15 protein-coding genes are annotated in these 22,125 nt (G+C 45.2%); 11 read left to right on the forward strand and 4 right to left on the reverse strand.

The window, feature by feature from the left end; all coding sequences use genetic code 11:
• Positions 1–520 precede the first annotated feature (520 nt).
• From AB4161_RS17955 to AB4161_RS17965, 3 genes are all read left to right on the forward strand, one after another.
• Positions 521–1,759, forward strand: a complete 1,239-nt coding sequence (locus AB4161_RS17955) for an OFA family MFS transporter (RefSeq protein WP_372083783.1) — start codon at positions 521–523, stop codon at positions 1,757–1,759.
• 57 nt (positions 1,760–1,816) lie between these two features.
• Positions 1,817–3,481 carry a VRR-NUC domain-containing protein gene (locus tag AB4161_RS17960; RefSeq protein ID WP_372083785.1) on the forward strand — a complete coding sequence of 555 codons (1,665 nt, stop codon included), beginning with the start codon at positions 1,817–1,819 and terminating at the stop codon, positions 3,479–3,481.
• Between the two features lie 222 nt (positions 3,482–3,703).
• Positions 3,704–6,058, forward strand: a complete 2,355-nt coding sequence (locus AB4161_RS17965; protein WP_372083787.1) for a fatty acid cis/trans isomerase — start codon at positions 3,704–3,706, stop codon at positions 6,056–6,058.
• 102 nt (positions 6,059–6,160) lie between these two features.
• Here AB4161_RS17965 and AB4161_RS17970 read toward each other — a convergent pair whose 3' ends face one another.
• A complete protein-coding gene (locus AB4161_RS17970) occupies positions 6,161–7,099 on the reverse strand; it encodes a LysR family transcriptional regulator (RefSeq protein ID WP_372058269.1) in 939 nt (312 codons plus the stop codon).
• Positions 7,100–7,192: 93 nt separating this feature from the next.
• Here AB4161_RS17970 and AB4161_RS17975 point away from each other — a divergent pair, with 93 nt between their 5' ends.
• Genes AB4161_RS17975 through AB4161_RS17985 form a run of 3 tightly spaced genes read left to right on the forward strand, consistent with a single transcriptional unit; the run spans position 7,193 to position 11,233 of the window.
• On the forward strand, positions 7,193–8,518 hold the full coding sequence (locus tag AB4161_RS17975; RefSeq protein ID WP_017064775.1) for a cytosine permease: 1,326 nt from the start codon (positions 7,193–7,195) through the stop codon (positions 8,516–8,518).
• Positions 8,519–8,523: 5 nt separating this feature from the next.
• Positions 8,524–9,672 (forward strand): DUF917 domain-containing protein, encoded by a 1,149-nt coding sequence (locus tag AB4161_RS17980; RefSeq protein ID WP_372083789.1) that lies wholly within the window; start codon positions 8,524–8,526, stop codon positions 9,670–9,672.
• Complete coding sequence (locus AB4161_RS17985; protein WP_017064777.1) at positions 9,653–11,233, forward strand: hydantoinase/oxoprolinase N-terminal domain-containing protein; 1,581 nt, start codon at positions 9,653–9,655, stop codon at positions 11,231–11,233. The genes AB4161_RS17980 and AB4161_RS17985 overlap by 20 nt, the downstream gene beginning before the upstream one ends.
• A gap of 135 nt (positions 11,234–11,368) precedes the next feature.
• Here the strand turns inward: AB4161_RS17985 and torS are convergent, their stop codons facing one another.
• A complete protein-coding gene (gene torS, locus AB4161_RS17990) occupies positions 11,369–14,374 on the reverse strand; it encodes a TMAO reductase system sensor histidine kinase/response regulator TorS (RefSeq protein WP_017060885.1) in 3,006 nt (1,001 codons plus the stop codon).
• A 92-nt stretch (positions 14,375–14,466) separates the two neighbouring features.
• Here torS and torT point away from each other — a divergent pair, with 92 nt between their 5' ends.
• Together torT and AB4161_RS18000 are read left to right on the forward strand one after the other, a co-directional pair.
• Entirely contained in the window at positions 14,467–15,495 is a 1,029-nt protein-coding gene (gene torT / locus AB4161_RS17995) for a TMAO reductase system periplasmic protein TorT (RefSeq protein WP_102332911.1), read from the forward strand.
• 60 nt (positions 15,496–15,555) lie between these two features.
• A complete protein-coding gene (locus AB4161_RS18000; protein WP_017060888.1) occupies positions 15,556–16,011 on the forward strand; it encodes a methylglyoxal synthase in 456 nt (151 codons plus the stop codon).
• Between the two features lie 120 nt (positions 16,012–16,131).
• Here the strand turns inward: AB4161_RS18000 and AB4161_RS18005 are convergent, their stop codons facing one another.
• Both AB4161_RS18005 and helD read right to left on the reverse strand, forming a co-directional pair.
• Complete coding sequence (locus tag AB4161_RS18005) at positions 16,132–16,482, reverse strand: VOC family protein (protein WP_017071128.1); 351 nt, start codon at positions 16,480–16,482, stop codon at positions 16,132–16,134.
• Between the two features lie 87 nt (positions 16,483–16,569).
• The gene (helD, locus tag AB4161_RS18010) at positions 16,570–18,645 is read right to left on the reverse strand and encodes a DNA helicase IV (RefSeq protein WP_372083791.1); all 2,076 of its coding nucleotides are present in this window, start codon (positions 18,643–18,645) and stop codon (positions 16,570–16,572) included.
• A gap of 177 nt (positions 18,646–18,822) precedes the next feature.
• On the opposite strand from helD, the gene yccS reads away from it, so the two are divergent.
• The 3 genes from yccS to AB4161_RS18025 all read left to right on the forward strand — a co-directional run bounded on the left by yccS (position 18,823) and on the right by AB4161_RS18025 (position 21,965).
• Positions 18,823–21,006, forward strand: a complete 2,184-nt coding sequence (yccS, locus tag AB4161_RS18015; protein ID WP_372083793.1) for a YccS family putative transporter — start codon at positions 18,823–18,825, stop codon at positions 21,004–21,006.
• Between the two features lie 331 nt (positions 21,007–21,337).
• Positions 21,338–21,523: a hypothetical protein gene (locus tag AB4161_RS18020; protein ID WP_029235859.1), complete on the forward strand. Its 186-nt coding sequence runs from the start codon at positions 21,338–21,340 to the stop codon at positions 21,521–21,523.
• 121 nt (positions 21,524–21,644) lie between these two features.
• Entirely contained in the window at positions 21,645–21,965 is a 321-nt protein-coding gene (locus AB4161_RS18025) for a hypothetical protein (RefSeq protein WP_017060893.1), read from the forward strand.
• Positions 21,966–22,125 lie beyond the last annotated feature (160 nt).

The raw sequence follows: 22,125 nt of genomic DNA on the forward strand, positions 1-22,125 counted from the left end.
TTTTTACGGACAACACAACCCCTCCAATCGAACAAAATGTAAGCAAAAGTACTAACAAAAATCACCCTTAACAATCTCTTAACATTCTGTTTTTAATAAAACTCCGTTACTCCTTGTCTCATATGAACAAAGCGCTGTTACGATTTATTTTGTTACACAAATTTAACCTTGGAAATTAATTAAAATTATTTGTAACTCTGTGATATCCGCACGCAATACGCGTCTATTCAAAAACCATCACCTCAAAATCCCTGAAATAATAAGAAGACAGAGCGAAAAAGAACAAAATAGAGAGGTGTTAAAAACATTTCAAAAACCAATGAAAAACAACTTATTAACAAATTGAATTTAATTTACCAAAAATGGAAAAAGAGATTCCAATCACATTTTAATTGGTTATAATCCGCGCTCTTTTGCGCTATCTGTTGATAAACGCAAACTAATTTTGAAGAAACAATCACAATAACCCGTCTTTAGTTAAGTGGCTCTCCACTAACCGATGACAAAACTGAGAATAAAAATGAGCAAGATTGATAAAGCAACACGTATCCTGCTAGCAGGCTTCTGTATCAACCTTTGTCTTGGCATCCTGTATGCTTGGAGTGTATTTAACAAAGCGCTAGTAACTGAAGCTGGTTGGAGTGCTGCTGAAGCATCTTCACCTTACGCTATTGCAACTATCACATTCTCTGTTTGTCTTCTTGTTGCGGGCATCCTACAAGACCGTATGGGTCCACGTAAGATCCTTATCCTAGGTACAGCGCTTACAGGCCTAGGTATGATTGCTTCTGGTTTCGCTACAACGCCTATGATGCTGAACATCACGTTCGGTATTCTAACAGGTGCAGGTATCGGCTTCGGTTACGCATGTCTGTCTCCATCAGCAATGAAGTGGTTCCACTCTTCTAAGAAAGGTATGGTTAACGGTCTTATCGCAGCAGGCTTCGGTCTTGCGGCTATTTACCTAGCACCAGTAACTTCTGCGCTAATCGACAGCATGGGTATCCAAACTAGCTTTATGATTCTTGGTGTTGGTGTACTTGCAATCGCAGTACCTCTAGCAGCAACAATCAACAACCCACCAGCGGATTACACGCCAGCTGAGCCTAAAGTAAAAGCAGGCCAAGCTCCTAAAGCGGTTAAGAAGACTGAAGACCTAACTTGGAAAGTAATGCTGAAGACTCCTCAGTTCTACTCTCTATGGATCATGTACGCATTCGCTGCATCTGTTGGTCTAATGATCATCGGTAACATCACTACAATTGCTAGCGTTCAAGCTAACCTGCCAAACGCAGTTTACCTAGCGTCTATCCTTGCAGTATTCAACTCAGGCGGCCGTGTTGCTGCGGGCATGCTTGCAGATAAAATCGGTGGCGTACGTACTCTACTTCTAGCGTTCATCCTTCAAGGCGCGAACATGGCTCTATTCGCTACGTTCAACTCTGAATTCACGCTAATCATTGGTACGGCTATCGCAGCGGTTGGTTACGGTACGCTTCTAGCAGTATTCCCAACACTAACTGCTGAGTTCTACGGCCTGAAAAACTACGGTACTAACTACGGCGTGCTTTACACGGCATGGGGTATCGGCGGCGCTATCGGTGCAGCAGTTGTTGGCTTCTCAATGTCAAACGGCGAAGGTTACGGCCTAGCTTACACAATCTCTGCAGTTATGATGGCAGTGTGTATTGTTCTAGCAATCATCACTAAACCAATCTCTGAAGCTAAAGTTGCTGAACTAAAAGCACCACAAGCTTAATCAACAGAAAAGATTGAATTTGTTACTGAAGAGCTTAACCTTAGGGTTAGGCTCTTTTTGTATCAAGCGACTTCTCCATTGACGACCGAAACCACTCTTCAGCTCTCCCCCACTTATTATCTCGACAACTTCAATCGACTGGTTGAACACGCTCAAACGCTCTACCCCGATCTTCTGAGTGATGATGAATGTCGTTGGTTGTCCGCATACAAACGTCTTTCTGTTTCAAGCCAATGCCTAATGGTTCGTTTGCTTTCTCGTAAAGGCCGTTGGTTTCGCAGCGATAAACTCAACTATGTTGAGATCCCAGATCTAAAGACCGTACTGCAAGAGCTAAACAGCTCAGGCTTTATTGCGTTAAGTCATCCCGAAGAACAGCATCACCTCGTCATTAGTAAGGTCGAGATCGGGTTGCATTTACTCACCAAGCCAGAACTGTTGAATGTATTCCCTGCCTTTAAGAGCAACAAAACCGCGAAGAAAGATGAGCTGTTGTTACGGCTTGATCAGCAACCTTTTGATCAATTTCAAAACCTAAACTTCGACTGTATTTACGTTGTCGAATCTCAAGTTATTGATGTATTACTTTTGCTGTTTTTTGCTAATACTTATCAAGACCTAAGCCAGTTCGTGTTAAGCGATCTAGGGCTCAACACCTTCGAGAACTACCCATTAAGCAAGCAGCGCCGCTTCTTCACTTCTAGAGATCAACTCAATCAATTACTCCAGATGCGCGATATTCAACGCCAATATTCTGAAGGTGATCGTAAAGACCCTGAGTTTCTTGAACTCCTTTTGCAATCAATACCCGCTGACTCGGAACACAGGAGCATAGCCAGAAAACGATCGCGTTTGATCAACGATATCGCGCGCGATCTTGAAAGGCTTAACCTAAACGACCAAGCTGTCTTTTGGTTCAGGCAATCTACACTTCCTCCTAGCAGAGAGCGACTTGCTCGCATCTACGACAAACAAGGTGAGCTAAACTTAATGTGTGACATTGTCACGCAAATGAAAGCTGATCCATCGGATGTGTCAGAGTTAGAAGTCGCGATTAAGCTTGAGGATAGGCTACTACGGAAACAGGGGCACAAAGTTTCACGGACCATAAAGCCGAGCTGCAAAGAGATAAAACTGGAATTAGACCTCAGCCAAACGCGAGTCGAGCTTGCGGTGAAGCAGCATTATGAGAACCAAGGTTGGGACGTCTACTTTTCTGAAAACAGCTTTTTATGTGGCTTGTTTGGTTTGGCTTTCTGGGATGTCATTTTCGCAGACGTTGAAGGCGCCTTTATCAATCGATACCAACATCGACCATTGGATCTGTACCATTCAGATTTCGCAGACAAGCGAGCCGAACAGGTTAAAGCCGTGTTTCAGACGATATCCAAACATGGGCTGAACCATTTTCTTGATACTTACGATGAAAAGCAAGGTATCGCGAACCCCTTTGTTCATTGGAATTATTTTCCTAAGGCACTCATCGAACACGGCATGGCTTCAATTCCAAATGCCTTGGTTGTAGACCTCTTCAAAGTGATATTGAGTGACTTAAAGCTATTTAGAACTGGGATGCCGGATTTGATTGCGTTCAAGGGCGATGAGTTTCATTGGATTGAAGTCAAAGGCCCTGGCGATAAACTGCAAGACAACCAGTGGCGCTGGATCAAAGAGTTTGAGCGATTGTCTGTCCCCTTCTCTGTTTGTTACGTCAATCAATGAGTCTTAGCTCTTAACTCTTAACTCTTAACTCTTAACTGCTAGCTTTTAGCTCTTGGGACTTAAATCTAGCTAAGTCTAAACATCAATTTCTGAGCACTAGCGAGTGACGCGCATCGACAAGTCACTCGTCCCATCAAGATCTTGTCTACAAAATTGTTAGAACATGAGCATTTTCAATCATTTTCGATATAATTATAGAAAATGCCTAATATTTAAATACGTATGAATTTGAAAAAACTCTTCATTTTAGCTTTTGTTAGCGTCTTCTCAGGTTGTGCCGTCTACGCGGGTTTAAACTTCGACGAACTGTTTGGTGAACAACAAGTACGCGATCGCCAAGCACCTATTCTTTCAGCTCAAGCGCAGCACTTCATTGACGAAGTAAAGCCCATCATTGATAACCGATGCGTGGTTTGTCACGCTTGTTATGACGCCCCTTGCCAACTCAAAATGTCTTCAGTGGAAGGTATAGACCGAGGCGCGAGCAAGGCACTCGTTTATCAAGGCACCCGCTTAACGGCATCAGCCCCTACTCGCTTGTTTGAAGATGCTTTAACCACGCAAGAGTGGCGCGATGCGGATTTTCATCCTGTCCTCAATGAGCGTATGCAGAACTCAACGGCTAACCTCGATGCTGGTCTTGTTTCTCGTATGTTGATCCAGAAAGAGAATCACCCTCTGCCCGATCAAACCCAGCTTGAAGGTTTCGACTTTTCAATCGATCGCGACCAACAGTGCCCAACCATTGAAGAATACGCTCAATACGAGAGAGATTACCCAACTTGGGGAATGCCTTATGGGATGCCAAACTTAGACAAAACCGAATACGCGACTTTAATGAGTTGGTTGGAAAATGGCGCGTTAATGAACGACCACATTCCATTGACTGATGCAGAACAAGAGCTCGTTAATGTCTACGAAAGCTTTTTAAACAAGAGCGACAATAAGAGTCAACTTTCAGCACGTTATATCTACGAGCACCTGTTTTTATCTCATGTCTATTTTTCTGATTTAGCTCAACCAACGCGTTTCTTTACTGTTGTTCGCTCTGCAACACCACCAGGTGAAGCGGTACAACGCATCACGACTCGTCGCCCTTATGACGATCCAAAAGTAGACCGTGTTTACTACCGTCTGATTCCAGAACAAGGCACTATCGTCGACAAAACGCACATGCCTTTCGCGCTTAATAAAGAGCGTCTACAAAAGTGGAACACCTGGTTTGTCGACGTAAATTACGAAGTAAAACAACTACCTAGTTACGACATCGATGTTTCAGCAAACCCAATGACATCATTTGAAGCGCTGCCAGTAAACTCGCGCTTCAACTTCATGTTAGATAACGCGCAAAACACCATCATGGCCTACATCAAAGGACCTGTGTGTCGTGGTCAACTTGCCTTGAACGTAATTAACGACCGTTTTTGGGTTTTCTTCATCGACCCAGAGAAAGCCGATGTTCCAGAAATCAACGCCTTCTACGCAAGTCAAAAGAAAAATTTAAAGCTACCTAGCGAACTAAAAAGTAACACCGTACCTGTGACCAACTGGGTAAGATACGCAAAGCAACAAGCGCAATACCTAAACGCGAAATCAGACTTCACTAACCAATGGTTCGAGAGTGGCGTCCACCTAGACACTGGCATCATTTGGGATGGCGATGGCATCAACCCGAATGCTGCTCTCACCGTCTTTAGGCACTTCGATAGCGCCTCTGTTGTACAAGGGTTAGTTGGCACGCAACCTAAGACTGCGTGGATTCTTGATTATGCTCTTCTAGAGCGTATTCATTATCTTCTCGTTGCAGGCTTCGATGTTTACGGCAACTTTGGCCACCAGCTGATTACACGCATGTTCATGGACTTCTTGCGTCTTGAAGGTGAGAGTAACTTCTTAAGCCTTCTTCCTAAAGACGTTCGTCACATTGAACACTCTAGTTGGTACCAGAACCAAAGCGCACAACTGAGTGACTATTTGCAGCGAAACATTGCACCTTTTGATCAGCCGACCAGCGTGGTTTACAAAACGGCGGATCCGAAACACGAACTGCTTGATATGATCAAAGATAAGCTCGCACCTGTTCTCGATAATCGCTTTGAGATTGTTGAAACAGGTTTTGGTAGGAAGAATGAAGCACTGCTTAACCAAGTGAATTTGATAAAGGGCGAAGGCCTGCGTCATGTGCCTCAATTAGTGATGATCATGATTGAAGGCGAAAACGGCGAAGAGCAACTGTTCACCATGATTCACAATAACGCGCACAGCAACATTTCTAGCTTGTTTAATGAAGAAGGTAACCGTGATTACGCCAATGATGACCTTACCCTCGTACGAGGCGTTGTCGGTAGCTACCCTGCGGCTTACCTATCATTAACCGAGAGCGAGATTCCTACTCTGGTTAAAACGCTACAGAACTTGAACACGGAAGAAGACTACGTGGCGTTACTTGATAAGTTTGCTGTACGACGCAGCTCTCCGGAGTTTTGGCCGTTCAGTGACCGTGTCCATCGCTGGTATCAACAAGCGCAACCTATCGAGTTCGGCCTGTTGGATTACAACCGCTTTGAGAACCGCTAGTTTTCACGCATAACTTTTAAAAACAAAAATCCTCTGTCTTGGCAGAGGTTTTTTGTTTATGGGGAAAAGTATCGTAAATGCTATTGAGAAGCGAGAAGTGCTCTAGATTGAACCCGATGTTTCCGGTTGGTGTAGCTCATCAAAAAACGCACGCGCGGCGGGGGAAAGGGAATCTACAGGTTGCTTCAACACCACATAAAACTGACTCTTAAGGCTCCACTTCTCGGGCTGAAGCGGAATCAAGGCTTGGTCATAATGGCCACGGTCGATTAAATGAGACGGTAAAAAACTCAGGTGTGTGCCCGCCAAGGTTAAAATTACACCCGACTCGACATGCCAGCCATCAAAAGGCTTTACGGAATCGTACTGCTCAATATTCAGTAATCGGAACATCTCATCTTTGGCATAGCCGCCCATGTTGATACGACAGCCATCCAATGAGAAATCCTTGTCCATGATCTTCTCAGCCAGATCCTTACGCGCATACAGATAACTGTGCTCTTCAAACAGTGGGTATTTATGTTGAAACGCTGATTTTTGATGTGACCCTAGAACCACTATCATCATATCAATCTGGTTCTTTGCTAACTTCTCATTCAACTGGGTGAAATCCCCGACATCAACACTCACCTCAACACTGTTACTGCGTTGGTAAAACGTCTCGATCGCTTTGGGAAGTGGGTTATAAGGCAAAGTGACGGTGTTATCCAAACATCCAATTCGCACATGCCCAGAGAGTTCCGTCTGTACACCTCGTAACTTATAAGCGAAGTCGGTTAAGGTCGATTTTAGTTGGTTCGCATATTTATACACTTGCTCACCTTCATGAGTCAGCTTAAAACCACGTCGACCACGTTGGCATAATGTTAATTCTAAGCTTTTTTCCAAGGCAATAAGCTGATTACTCAGCACTGGTTGACTAATCCCAGTGCTTGCGACCGCCTGATTGATGCCTCCTTGTTCAACAATTTCACAAAAAAGCTCTAATCTACGTAGGTCTCTTTTATCTAACTTATTGTTTTTATTCACTTTGCCACTCACATTTGTTTTTTGTTATGTTTACATCTGATTATATTCATTTATTAACAATAAATACATCAGTATGCTTTATTCACACTTATGGAATAACAATGCATGGATGGCACTATGGCGGCAGAAGCTTACGTGAATAAACCCGAAGCAACACACAGCCACAAAAAGATAGATGACTTCGAGTTGGAACCCGTTCCCGAGAAGGCCAAACGATCTTGGTGGGTCATCAGCCTTATTTGGTTGGCAATCGGCATCGACATTTCGGGACTGTTTCTCGGCTCGATTCTAAGCAGCGGTATTGGTTTTGAAGACGCACTGCTTGCCACGTTTATTGGTTCAGGCTTATTGGCGATCATCGCGATGCTGTGTGCCAACATTGGCTTTCAAGCTGGCGTCTCTACCCCGCTGGTGAGCAGCGCGGTATTTGGCCGTAACGGCGGTAAAATTCTTGGCTTCATCAACGGCATCTCATTAGTCGGCTGGTTCGCATTCCAGGCTGATTTCTTCGCTTTCATCATGGTCGATGCACTGGCGAAATACGACATCATAATTTCACACCTCACCGCTCTTATTGGCGGCAGTGTGTTAATGATGATGACGGCTATCTATGGCGTTCGTGCTTTAGGCAAACTCAGTACCTATTCTGTTCCATTGATGGTGACGTTGATTACCATCGGTTTGTTTATGGCTGCTGATTATCAAGGTGGCGCAGCGCCATCGATTGAAGATCCTTTGACGCTTGGCCAAGCCATCTCTTTTGTTATGTCTATCTGGATTCTAGCTGCGGTTGCTGCACCTGATATTGCTCGCTACGCCAAAACACGCCGTGATGCGATTTTAGGAGCGGGTATCGGTTTCCTCGTCGGCAACAGTGCCATCATTCTTATCGCATTGATCTTGACCAAAATGACCGGCACCGACGACCTAGTCGAAGTCTTCTTCACCCTAGGTTTAGGCATGGCGGCCATTATAGTACTGGTATTCGCACAATGGACCACCAACAGTAGCAACCTAACCTCTGGCGGCTTATGCATGTCGATGGTTCTACCTAAGATTCCGCGCCCTGTTCTGGTTGTGATCATGACCATCGTCGGCATTGGTATCGCTCAACTCGGCATGGTGAACAAGTTTACCGACTTCTTAATGCTACTCAGCGTAACCATTGCGCCTGCTGCGGGTGTCTACATCGTTCAATATTATGTTTTAGATTCGACAAAAATGAGCTTTGAGAACATCCAACAAGTTCCAGCTTGGATGTTTAAAGGCTTGGCTTCTTGGGCATTTGGTACTGCATTCAGCGCTTGTACTGCACCAGAGTTTTTCAACCTGTTTTCGTTCACCAGCATCTCGGCGTTAGACGGCATTCTTGCCGCTGGTGTGATTTACCTCGCCCTAATGAAGCTTTCTCCTTCAAGTGATAAGGAATAGTAGTTGTGATTATTACTGAACAAATGATTGATGATATCGCGCTGGGTGCGACGGTATTAGGTACTGGCGGCGGCGGTGACCCATACAGCGGTGCCTTGATGGCGAAAGTAGCCATTGCAACGGCAAAGCACCCTGTACGCATGATTCCTTTAGAAGACGTGCAAGACGATTGGATGACAGTGCCCTCTTCAATGATTGGCGCACCAACCGTCGCAGTAGAGAAACTCAATTCGAAAGATCAAATGTTGATTGCTTTCGAAGCGATGGAAAAAGCGCTCGGCACTGAAGTGGCGGCAACGTTTCCTATCGAAGTAGGCGGCTTCAATTCATTGATTCCAATTCTCGTTGCAGCACAAAAGAGCATTCCTGTGATCGATTGTGATGCGATGGGACGTGCGTTCCCAGAAGCTCAGATGGTGACCTTCTTTCTTGATGGTCTCCCTTCTGCACCAAACACATTGGCCGATGAGCGTGGCAATGTCGTCACACTTTACCCAATTGACGGTATTTGGTCTGAAAAGTTTGCGAGACCAATTACCGAACAGATGGGTGGCTCTGCAGCAATGTGCGATTACCCAATGAACGGTAAGAACCTAAAACGCAGCGCACTGCCCGCAACACTGACCCAAGCGATGAAAATTGGTCAAGCGATTAGAATGGCGAACGACAACAATCAGAGTGGCACACGGGCCGTATTAGACATTGTCGGCGGCCATACCATCATCAGTGGCAAGATTGTTGATATTCAACGTGAAACCGATGGTGGTTTTGCAACAGGTGGTGTCGTGATTGAAAAGCTGGCTCAGTTTGAAGATACCGGCGTCGATAACGTGTTTGTGCAGTTCCAAAACGAATTACTTCTCGCGCACAAAGGTACAAGCCGCGCAGACATGAGCCAAGATAACCTGCTGGCATCAACACCGGATCTTATTTCGATCTTGGATCATGAAACGGGTAAGCCAATCACAACCGAACAACTTCGTTACGGGCAGCGCATCGACCTTATCGCTTACCCTTGCGACCCCAAATGGCGCACTGACAAAGGTATTGAAGTCGCGGGCCCGGGTTACTTTGGCTACACCGTCGAGTATCAAACCATTGAACAACTAAAGTCTGCATTGAAGAGGTTGTCGCATGACAAACATTACGCTTGATTACTGCCGTTTGGGCATTGACGTAGGTGGCACCAATACCGACGGTGTGCTGCTCGACGCAGACTTAAATGTGATTGCCAAAGTAAAAACCGCAACCACACATGATGTTTCAACAGGGATCGACAACGCGATTTCTGCGCTATTAAACCAAGCAAACATTGATGGTCAGCAAGTGAAACACGCGATGCTTGGCACGACTCAATGCACCAACGCAATCGTTGAACGAAAAGGCTTAGACAGAGTCGGCATGATTCGCTTAGCGCTTCCCAGTGGTGATAGCGTCCCGCCCCTTTGTGGTTGGAGTGAAGCGTGGCAAAACCTGCTTGGTCAGCACTTCTACCAAGCACACGGCGGCTATGAATATGACGGCCAGTTGATTGCCGACATTCAAGAGTCTGAGATCCGCGAGCTTTGCCAGAAAATGAAAGGCCAAGTGGATTCCATTGCTATCTGCGGAGTGTTCTCTCCCGTCAACGGCGACCAGGAGCTTCAAGCAGCAGAATGGATTCAACAAGAACTTCCGGGCGTGAACCTATCGTTATCCCATAAAGTGGGCAGTTTAGGGCTTTTAGAGCGTGAGAACGCCACTATCCTCAATGCGGCTCTGCAAGGGACAGCAAAACGATTCGTTGACGGCTTTTGCAGTGCACTCATCAATCATGAAATCCACACCACGCCTTATTTCGGTCAGAACGACGGAACACTGATGTCACAGCAGTTCGCATTGATGTACCCGATTCTTACCGTGGCTTGTGGGCCAACAAACTCGATTCGTGGAGCGAGTCACTTAACTAAGTTAAAAGACGCGATTGTGGTCGATGTGGGCGGCACTACGTCTGATATCGGCGTACTGACTCACGGCTACCCAAGAGAATCGAGCTTAGCAGTAGAAATCGGTGAAGTGAGAACCAACTTCCGTATGCCTGATATTTTGGCGTTAGCCATTGGTGGTGGTACCAAGGTTCGCTTTGAACAGCAGCGTATAGAGCTAGGCCCAGAAAGTGTTGGCCATACCTTGACGCAAACGGCGCGTAGCTTTGGTGGTGATGAACTTACGCTCACCGATATTGCACTCAAAACAGGACAAATGCAGTGGCAGGCAGAACATCAACTGAGTGATGAGATTGGTGTTTCAGCCGAACAAGCAAGCAAGATTTATCAACAAATGGTCACGGATGTTGAAGAAGGCATCGATAAGATGAAGACCTCTGCGGCGAGTGTACCCGTAATCATGGTTGGTGGTGGTAGTGCCCTATTCCCAGATCATTTTGAAGGTGTGAGCCAAGTGGTTCGTCCTGAGCACTTTGAAGTGGCTAATGCGATTGGTGTTGCGTTGGGTGAAATATCAGGTCAATTCGATAAGATCGTACCGATTGACCCAGCATCACGTGAAGAGACCTTAAAGGGCTTGGAAGCGCAATCAAAGCAACTGGCGATTGAAGCTGGCGCATGCAGCGATAATGTCGCGATCATTGAACGCAGCGAGATTCCATTAAGCTACCTACAAGGCAATATGGTTCACGTTAAGATCAAAGCTGCTGGACATATCAAGATGGCTTAGAGCCGTTCCTTGAAAGCCTTACTTAGATTCTTATTCGACAATAAAAAAGCAGGTCACTTCTTCATATTAAAACGGAGAAATAGCCTGCTTTTTGTTTTCTGTTCTTATTTTGGGGCTTTCCGCCCAATAGCCACTCTATAGTTGCTCTCGGAGCGCTGCTAACGAGTCTTTCACCAATTCAGGTAATGAGTCTGCATTATCGCGATATTGAAGTAATGGATCCTCGCTCGCTTCAATGCTCTGGCATAAAGCAAACAGTGCAGATAATCCTAGGCTGCCGGCAGACCCTTTCAGTTTATGAGCTAAAGACTTAATTTCACGAGCGTTGTCAGCGGCACTTGCCACAATCAGTTCATCGAGAGTGACTTGGCTGCTTTGGTCAAACAACCCAACAATCTGCACTATTTTTTCTCGACCGAGAATGGCCAAGTCGTCTTTGATAATCTTAGGGTTAATCATCTGCACAATCGGTTCTCCTTGATTATGTTCCGCGTCTTGGTTTGCTCGTTGTGTCGAGCTTGCAAATGCCAATGCTGATAAGTCTAGCTCGGTTTCCTGAGGTTTAGAGTTTAGCTGACAGCAAACAGCATCTGACGGATCCGGCTGAGGCAGCAACAGCGTGTGACCGTCCAACTGCTCAACAATCAATTCCGATAATGCTTCCTTCTCTAACGGCTTAGGTAAGAATCCATCAAAGCCAGACGACAAATAGCTTTCCACTTCTTCGTTAAACACATGAGCCGATACTGCGATCATTGGGGGTACTTTTCGAATTACGTCTTCTTCACTTTTATGCTGAAGCGCATCGTCTTTGAGTTGTTGAATTAACTCGACGCCATCGCAGTCGGGTAAGTTAATGTCCACCAGCGCAATATCGAACTCTTGCTCACTGAATATGGCTCTCGCTTCTTGTCCGGTTGTCGCAATCACAACCTCGTGCCCCAAGTTATGCAAGAAGCCTTCAGCAACGATGCAGTTTACGGGGTTATCTTCAATCAGAAGTACTTTAGCTCGAATACACGCTTCAATGACCGGTACTTTCGTTTCTATCTTCTCACCGGCTTCAAGTGGCAGTGAGAACCAAAACTGGCTACCCTCGCCTTCTTCAGAATGAACGCCAATATCCCCGTTCATTGCCAACATGATGCTTTTACTGATCGCTAATCCAAGCCCTGTGCCGCCGGTTTTGTTGCGACCGCTATCGGTTTGGGTAAAGGCATCAAACAGACAAGCTTGTTCGCTAGCATCAATACCGACACCTGTATCTGACACTTCAAACATCACTCGATTTTCATCTTCGATATCTAAGCTGATAAAGATATCGACCGAGCCACTTTCCGTAAACTTAATCGCGTTACCGACCAAATTATTCAAGATTTGGCTGATTCGCGTTACGTCACCACGCCAATAGCGTTGCACATCACTTTCAATATGGAAATCAAAGTTCAGCTTCTTCTCAGCGGCACGCCCTTCCATCAATTGGTAGGTATCTTGAACCATCTGATGAAGATCAAACGAAGCAGTGCGGATTTCTAAATGCCCAGCTTCAATCTTTGAGTAATCCAACACGTCATTCAAAATCGCGAGTAGGTTCTTACCGCTGCGGTTAATGATGTCTGCATAGCCGGATTGCAGCGGGTCTAACCCGGTATCTTTGAGCAATCTTGCAGTACCTAATACACCGTTCATCGGCGTTCGTATTTCATGACTCATCGTCGCAAGGAAAGCGGATTTTGCGCGGCTTGCTTGTTCTGCGGCGTTACGAGCCTTAGCGTGGTTCCCTACCTCGATGTTCAGCTTCTCATTGGTCTTTTGCAGCTGGTAGGTTCGGTCTGTGACCAACTCTTCTAAGTGTTCTTTGTGCTCTTCAAGTTCGCGTTTCGCCTTTGCTTCACCCACCGCAACCACTTGTAGCGCCTGCGCGGTGTTTCTGGCAGTGATGATCGCCTCGCCCATATGAGCCAGCTCATCATTACCCTTTACCGAGATATCAATATTCAGGCGACCTTGTGCGATAGACATCAAGGCCGATGAGTATTCAGTAAGACGTTTAACAACCGAGATATACACCACTCGCCACACGATAAATGCAACGATAACCAAACCAATAACCGAAATCACAGACAGTGACCATTGAGCCAAATTCAACGTGCTGGTCAGCTCATCAACCGCTTTTTTGGTACTGCGGTTTGAATCATCAACCAGTTGGTTAACCGTTGTATTCAGCTGAGAGAACAGCTCCAACGTATTTTGCATCAGAAACTCTGACTTTTTGGTGTTCTCATATTGTTCTAATGAAATATCGAACACGACTTGGCGTTTTCTGAGCTCTTCTAGAAGCTGAGACATCTGCGCTGAACGAGTAGGATCTTCGACCGCTTTAACGCGGCGCGCCATGATTCTTAGGTTGGATTCAAATTCTGATTGGATTTGATGAATACGCTCTACGTTGGTAACGGTTTGCGTTTCTTCAATTTGGTTAAGCATTTTGAACGCCAGCAAATGCAATTCGTGTAGGCGCTCAGACAAATCAAGGTCAACCTCTACAAGCGCATCTAAGGCTTGGTAGGCTTTATCCGTTTCTTTGGTTTCTAGCAGGTCATAGATATGCGTGACGTTAGCAACCGCAATGGTAGCCGTGTTCAAAACTTGGGTTCGCGTCAACTGCTCTAGCTCTTCGGCCAATAGGCGCATCTCTTCGACACGAGACGACAACTCTTTGCTTAACCAAAGCTTACGCTCAACCGACACACCCAACTCAGCCAGTGTGTTAATAACGCTTTGAACATTGTTTTCGAGTTTATTGAGGAGCTGAGAATCGAAACTGTCGACACCAAGCTCTTTGATATGTTGAAGAAGCGACTCAAGTTGGTCAAACAGTACGGTGCCAGCCTCTTTTCTTTCAGCTTCGTTTCTCGCATTAGAAAGTGTTTGTACTGACGAAATAATACGGTTACTCAACTCAGAAACCTGACGAGCTTCGATCATGGCAGGAAGCGCCGAATCAACGACGTTTCTTTCCGTTTTGGCTACAAAGCTAAAACCAGAAACACCGATCAATGCAGACAATAGAACCAACAGTGCCATCACTAAGAATGAGGCCAGCAGCTTGCGTCCAATACTCGCTGAAGCTAACAACATAAACTCTAAACCTTAAAACGTTCTTCTTTACCCATGCAGAATACGCTATATTTTGCAGTGTTTCTTATCTAAAACCAACAAAACGGCAATTCATGCTATCTAGACCTTTCGCTTCAATAATTCTTCTCTCACTACTGGCCTCAGTGACTACTGTCGCAGGTGCTAGTGAGCCTTTGAGCCCAATAAAACCCGCCAATGCCACATCACAAAAAGAGAAAATCTGTGCCATTTATCCGCACCTCAAAGACTCTTATTGGTTGTCGGTAAACTATGGAATGATCTCTGAAGCAGAAAAGCAGCAAGTTGAGCTAAGAGTATTGGAAGCTGGCGGTTACCCCAACGTGGCCAAACAAGCCTCGCAACTGGTGCTTTGCACGCAATGGGGAGCCGATGCCATTATTTTAGGTACGGTTTCACCCGATGCGTATCATGACAATCTCAGCGATTGGGTTGGCTCGACGCCTGTGTTTGCTACGGTAAATGAGTTAACCGTCAATGAAGAACAACAGAAGGTATTAAAAGGTACGGTCGGTGTCGATTGGTACCAAATGGGATACCAAGTCGGAGATTTTTTGTCGAAACGACACCCGAAAGGATCAGGCGAAACACCTATCGCCCTGTTACTTGGCCCACAAGCGAGTGGCGGCACTAAGCCTGTAGCACTGGGGTTTTATGATGCGATCAAGTCGAGTGATATCAAAATTGCGATCAGCTATTGGGCAGATAACGATAAAGAACTTCAAAGAAATCTAGTACAGCAGGTGATAGAAGAACCTGATATCCAATATATAGTCGGAAGTGCCGTCGCGATTGAAGCAGCGATCAGTGAGCTACGAGCGGCCGATAAAACCGAAGATATTGGGTTAATCTCAAGTTACCTAAGTCACGGAACCTACCGTGGTTTACTCCGTAACAAGGTACTTTTTGCGCCAACAGATAAAATGGTTGAGCAAGGTCGCTTGTCGGTAAAACAAGCCACGAGTTACTTACGCGGTCAACCTTACGAGCAACACAGCGCACCGATTATCGAAGCGCTGACACCTGCAACTCTCAAAGATCAAATTATCGCCGACTCATTGTCACCTTCTGAGTTTCGTCCGGTATTCAGTGTGAATCCATAGTGCTATATTGACTGAAGAACTCAAAACAATAAAAACGAAACAACAATTTAGGGAACATTCATGCAAAAAACAACGCGCACTATGCCAACACACAAGCATATCGCTTTGGTCGCTCATGACCACTTCAAACCTGAGCTACTAAGATGGGTCAAAGAGAACAAAGAAAAACTACAAAAGCACTTCCTTTACGCAACGGGCACGACTGGTTCTTTACTAAGTAAAGAGACAGACTTAGCAATCAAGAGCATGATCAGCGGCCCTATGGGCGGTGACCAACAACTTGGCGCGCTTATCTCTGAAGGCAAGATCGATATGCTGATTTTCTTCTGGGATCCACTTAATGCTGTACCACATGACCCAGACGTAAAAGCACTGCTTCGTATCGCAAGTGTTTGGAACATTCCTGTGGCCACTAACCGCGCTACCGCTAATTTCTTGTTTAACTCTTCACTGCTTGAAGAAGAAGTAATCATCGAGATCCCAGACTACGAAGCGTACCTAGCTGAGCGCACGTAATCGCACGTTAAATGTGCTCTCTACTGAACAGACTAAAAAGCCTGCATTTTATCGCAGGCTTTTTTATGTCTCGTTTTCAGACATTAAACAGTTCAATCATAAAACAGTGCGAGAGTCTCTCTATTTATCGCTCCACACTGCCATCTCGTTGCCACTTGGCTCTCTGAAATGGAAACGTCTGCCGCCGGGAAAGCTAAAGATCTCACGGTTTATCTGACCACCAGCATCAATTACATCGCGCTCGGTTTGCTCAAGATCTTGGCTATAAAAAACCATCAGCGCCGCGCCATTATCCGTATTCGACGCCAGATCCGCCAAATAGAAGCCGCCCATTAAGCCTTTGCCTTCAAACGCAGAATACTCAGGGCCATAGTCTTCAAAGCTCCAACCAAACACTTGACTGAAAAATGCCTTAGTTGCGGCGATGTCTTTCGCAGCAAATTCAATGTAGTTAATAGAGCCGTGTTCCATAGCAAATTCCTTATGCTTTATGCGTCTGCCTTGTGATATTAGGGCAGGGATTGAAGATCTAATCTTAGACAATCAAGTCAAGTAACATCACTTTTTACGAACAACTGGGTAATCAGAACCATGCAGCTCCTGCACAAAGCCAGAGCCGTCGCCACTGTGCGTGATCCATACTTTCTCTTTTGCCCGCGTCATTGCTACATAGAATAAACGACGCTCTTCAGCATAAGGGAACGCGTCTGATGATTCAGTCAATGCGCCATCAATATGCAGCTGTTTCTTCTTGGTCGGGAACTGTCCTTCGTCAACACAAAGAATAATGACAAAGTCCGCCTCTTTACCTTTACTGCCGTGGCAAGTCATGAACTTGATATCAATGGAAGTGAAGATCTTCTTCCAATCTTCCAACAACTCTGGCTTGTGGTAATGATTACGTCCAAGTAGCAGCACCGATTTATTGGTTTTGCCTTTGGATTGACGGTTCAGTTGATCAAGAATCTTCTCAACTTCTTTACTTGGCGCACTGTACACCGCCTTCTGCTTCTGTTGCTTGAAGCTGTTCAGTTCTTTCGGAATCTGAATTGGGTTTTCTTGTACAAAGCGATTAGCCACCGCACCTAACTGATTGTTAAAGCGGTAAGTGGTATCTAGGTGATGAATGGTCGAGCTTTCAAAACGATCCTTAAAGCCCGTGGTCAAATCCACATCCGCACCTGCAAACTGGTAAATCGACTGCCAGTCATCGCCTACTGCAAAAATAGAGGCTTGATGCTCGGCTTTAGACTGATTACACAGTGCTTCAACCAAGGCAAGACGATCAGGTGAGATATCTTGGTATTCATCGATCATGATGAACTTCCAAGGTGAGATAAACTTGCCCTTCTCGACATACTGAGTCGCTCGGCTGATCATGATTGAGAAGTCGATATGATTCTGTTCTTTCAACTCCTTTTGCCACGCGGTTACACATGGCCAACACAGTGAAAGCTCGCTGTTGAGGCGCGTATAGTCTCGGTGATCAATCAGCTGTTGCTGTACTTCTTTTTTGGTTAAACCCGACGCATTCAACTGTTCTAGCTGCTTTTCAAGCCAACCGATCAATTTGAAGTTTGAAACGTGGCTACCAAGCTCATCGTCACCGGTTAAATAAGCGATTGGCCATTTAGACAAATGCTTTTGCCAACGTTTAAAGTTGGTCGGTGTCATCCAGTGCTTCTTCAACCAATCAATGCACCATGCTTGGCGTTGGTTGTCATCGAGCGCTAAAGGAGAAATAACCACACGTTCGGGTTCAACTTGATTCAGTATCTTTAAACCCAACTGGTGGAAAGTGCTGACTTGCACCTTCTCTGCTGATAAACCAATTTTGCTGTCGAGACGTTGCTTCATCTCTTCTGCCGCTTCACGACCAAAAGCGAGCAATAGCAACTCTTCAGCTTGAGCTTGATGGCTTTGCAGTAAATACGCGACGCGAGCCGTTAGAACACTGGTTTTACCCGAGCCTGCACCCGCTAAAATAAGGTTGTGATCATCATTCATCAACACCGCATATTGCTGCGATAAGTTCAGTGGTGACGACTCACATTGCGCAAACAACACTTCCCAGTTTTTTCGCTCGGTCTCTAGCCATTGCTGGTTTCTTTCAGCTTGCTTGATTTCCGTTTCAGATAACCATGGCTGCATTCTTGCGATGCGGTTTGGCATGCGTTGTGCGGCCTCTTCTAGCGTCATTGTCATACTCTCTAAGCCTGAGTTGACCATATCAACCCAAGTGTTGACCTTAGAATGCGGTAGAAAGGCTGGTAATTGCTCAAGACGTGTTAATTCAGCTTCCCACTGAGGTACGTGTTCAGCCAATTGTTCACATTGAGTGTCGTGCCACTTCTGATAAGCACTAACTGACGCGCGTGCAAATTGACGGCATTGATCCCAAGGTAAGCCTTGTACTAACCAACTGCGCTGTGTTCCATCTTGTTGATTAGCAAAAAATTGTAGCGATCCCCAGAACAATCCGCGCTTTATCGCGATCTTGCCACTCCAAATAGTAAATGGGATACGCTCTTCACTGCCTACTGAAGATAACAGCAAGCGTGGACCATCAAGTTCAACCTGATGATATTCATTTTGAATAAAAAACTGTGCAGTCTTGTTAGCGCTTAGCTGCATTGGAGTGTGCTCTTAATTGGGAATATTGAATTTATATCATGATGCAATGAGAATTAATAATATCTCATATCTTATCGACGCTTTCATGACCACCTACGGGCAATTATGGATAAGTATCAAATTCCTGTGCTTGATTTCTGTTAGGATTATGGTTTTTAGTGTGTCAAGTGAGCGACTGTGGACTTTTCAGCCAAATTACGCCTCTATTGGGCGAATAAAACCATAAATTACAGCGTATTAATTCTCATCACTCTGCTCGGCGTGGTGGTGCCTGCTTGGTATTATGGACAAAACACACTGATCACGCCTTTGATCTTAGGCGTTATTGCTGCGGCTCTTGCGGAAAGTGATGACAGCTTTACCGGGCGCTTGAAAGCACTCACGCTGACCTTTATCTGTTTCGCCGTTGCGGCTTTCTCTATTGAGCTTCTCTTCGATACGCCTTGGCTGTTCGCGATAGGGCTTTTTGTTTCAACCTTCTCTTTTATCATTCTCGGGGCAATTGGCCCTAAATACGCGAGTATCGCGTTTGGTTCTCTCTTGGTTGCCATCTATACCATGCTTGGTGCACACGAGAGCACCAACCTTTGGTTTCAACCGCTTCTACTGTTAACTGGCGCCGCTTGGTACTACTTCATGTCGATGATTTGGCAGATAGTGTGGCCAATGCAACCCGTGCAGCAAAACTTAGCCACGGTATTCGATCAAATCGGTAACTACATCGATTCAAAAGCGGAACTCTTCTACCCCGTTTCTGACTTGATTCCCCAGCCACACCGAATCATTGAAGCCAAACTCAACGCGAGTACCGTTAACGCACTCAACATGTGTAAAGCGACGCTGCTTAATCGCTCTAAGCGCGGACACATTGACGGCCCTAGTGACCGATTTCTTAACACCTACTTCATCGCACAAGATATTCATGAACGCGTCAGCTCTAGCCACTATCGCTATCAAGAGCTAGCAAAACACTTTGAGCGCTCTGACGTGTTGTTTAGATTTAAGTATCTACTGGAAGCGCAGGCCACTGCGTGTAAAGAAGTGGCGAGCTCGTTGAAAGTTGGCGCTGAATACCAGCATGGTGACAAGTCTGTATTGGCACTCGATGAGCTGATGTCTTCGCTCAATCATCTGCACCAACAGAATAATCCTAAATGGAAATCACTGCTGAACCAGTTGGATTACTTATTCAATAACCTAGCAACCGTTGAAAAACAGCTCTCGAATATCAGCAACCCAGATGCAGAGAAGATTGAAGAAGGTGTATTGAACGATACCAACCCTCATACTTTGACGGCAATGTGGCACAAGATCAAAGCTAACTTGCACACCGATTCTATGCTATTCCGCCACGCGATTCGCATGGCGATCACTTTGACGCTGGGCTACGGGATTATCCAGGGTTTTGATATCGAACGAGGTTATTGGATTCTACTGACGACACTGTTTGTGTGTCAGCCAAACTACAGTGCAACCCGTCAAAAACTGACGGCGCGTGTCATTGGCACGGTCGCAGGCTTATTGATCGGAGTACCGTTACTGACTTTCTTCCCGTCGCAAGAGAGCCAATTAGTGTTCATTGTGATCAGTGGCGTGATGTTCTTTGCGTTTCGAATCAATAACTACGGGTTTGCGACCGGCTTTATCACACTGCTTGTGCTCTTCTGCTTTAACCAATTAGGTGAAGGCTACGCGGTAGTATTGCCAAGGTTAGCGGATACCTTTATTGGTTGTGCTCTCGCCGTGCTTGCTGTCATTTATGTGTTACCTGATTGGCAGTCGAAGCGACTGCACAAAGTGATGGCGAATGCGCTCGATTCCAATAAGAACTATCTCGCTCAGATCATCGGCCAATACCGTGTCGGTAAGAAAGATAGCCTAAACTATCGTATCGCTCGACGTAGTGCGCATAATAATGATGCAAACCTGACTGCCGCGATCAGTAGCATGTTGGTTGAACCGGGTAAGTACCGCACCTCTGAAGATGAGAGCTTCCGATTCTTAACACTCAATCATGCTCTACTTAGCTATATCTCGGCTCTGGGTGCTCACAGAACGCGTATTGATGATGAAGCGACACACAAACTGGTGCTAGATGCGCACAGAGTAATCCACCAGCATCTCGACGCTCTAAATGATCAACTCTATTCTCATAAAGAGCATTGTGAAGTGAAAAACGCTTATGACCCGGAGCTGGATAAACGTTTGAGTGAATGGCGAGAAGAAGATGAGAATTCTGTCAAAATGGTTCTACAACAGCTCCATTTGATCTATCGAATGCTTCCAGAACTGCATACCTTAGCGACCAAGTTTGCAGTTAAGGTTAAGATCGACAAGTCGTTTGAAACAGAAGCTTCTTGAGCAACAAACAAAATACCGTAAAAACAAAAAGATAACGCCAATTGCTTATCTTTTGATCATCACAAATATTTATACATTGCTTTACCCATACCCCTAATTGGGTAGAGAAATTACTTACCTACCCTTGTGCCACAAGGGTTGAAGGCGTTTTTACATTGTAGGAATTTTCTGACTTTGATTGACCAAGCCTTAACTTTTCCTAACATTTCTCGGACAAAAACGACCACAGGAATTTATAGTTGTCTTAGTTTCAAGAAACTTCAAACATCATTTAAAATTCACTTAATCTTGTTTGATTTCCTGAATCAGTAGACTATGCTCTAAAGAGCATATTGATTTGAACAAAGGTCACACTATGAATACACAGCAATTTGAAGCATTTAAGCAGCAAATACAGCTTCTTAGCCCACAACAATTAAAAGCACTTCAGGGTGAGATCGACGGCAACCTTGAAACAGAGAAGCCTTCTTTGCTTACTGATGAAGAATTAAACGCGCTAAATGACCTGTTCAGTTAATAGACAGACATCACTATTTTAGCTTAAGTTCACATTTTCACCGTAAATTTCATCTGTTCACCATTGCGCTCAAAATATCGTCCGCCTAGACTCATTTCATACGTCAATAAAAGGTTCTGATATGTCGATATCTGGTATTCAATCTGGTTACGCCATTATTCAGCAATCCACCAACATGGCTGAAGAAGCCGCAATCGAGCTCAACCAAGCCTCCAAACACGCTCTAGAATCCGACGACACTTTCGAAGCTAGCGATCTCAGCTTTAATCAAATAGAGCCTGAACAAGCCATTTCCTTTAAAGACAAAGAACCTGAACCTGCTTCATCTTCAACCGATTCCCTGATTAAACTGACACAAAGCGCAAGTTATAACCGCGTTGGTGCAAGTGTGGTTGATCGTCAAAACGAAGCCATCGGTAGCCTTCTCGACATTCATATCTAAATTTCGCTCAAATACAGCCTATATTTCGCGAAACTTCGCTGCTTTTTGCTTCAACAACCACACAAACTGTAACTCATTATATCAGGCGCTTGTTTCTGGTTTATTACTCGGTAGAATCAGCGCAAACCAATTTGCTGCACAAACTTTACTTCATACTATT

The organism is Vibrio sp. 10N.286.51.E5, assembly GCF_041469125.1.
In the GTDB taxonomy this organism is placed as follows: domain Bacteria; phylum Pseudomonadota; class Gammaproteobacteria; order Enterobacterales; family Vibrionaceae; genus Vibrio; species Vibrio crassostreae_C.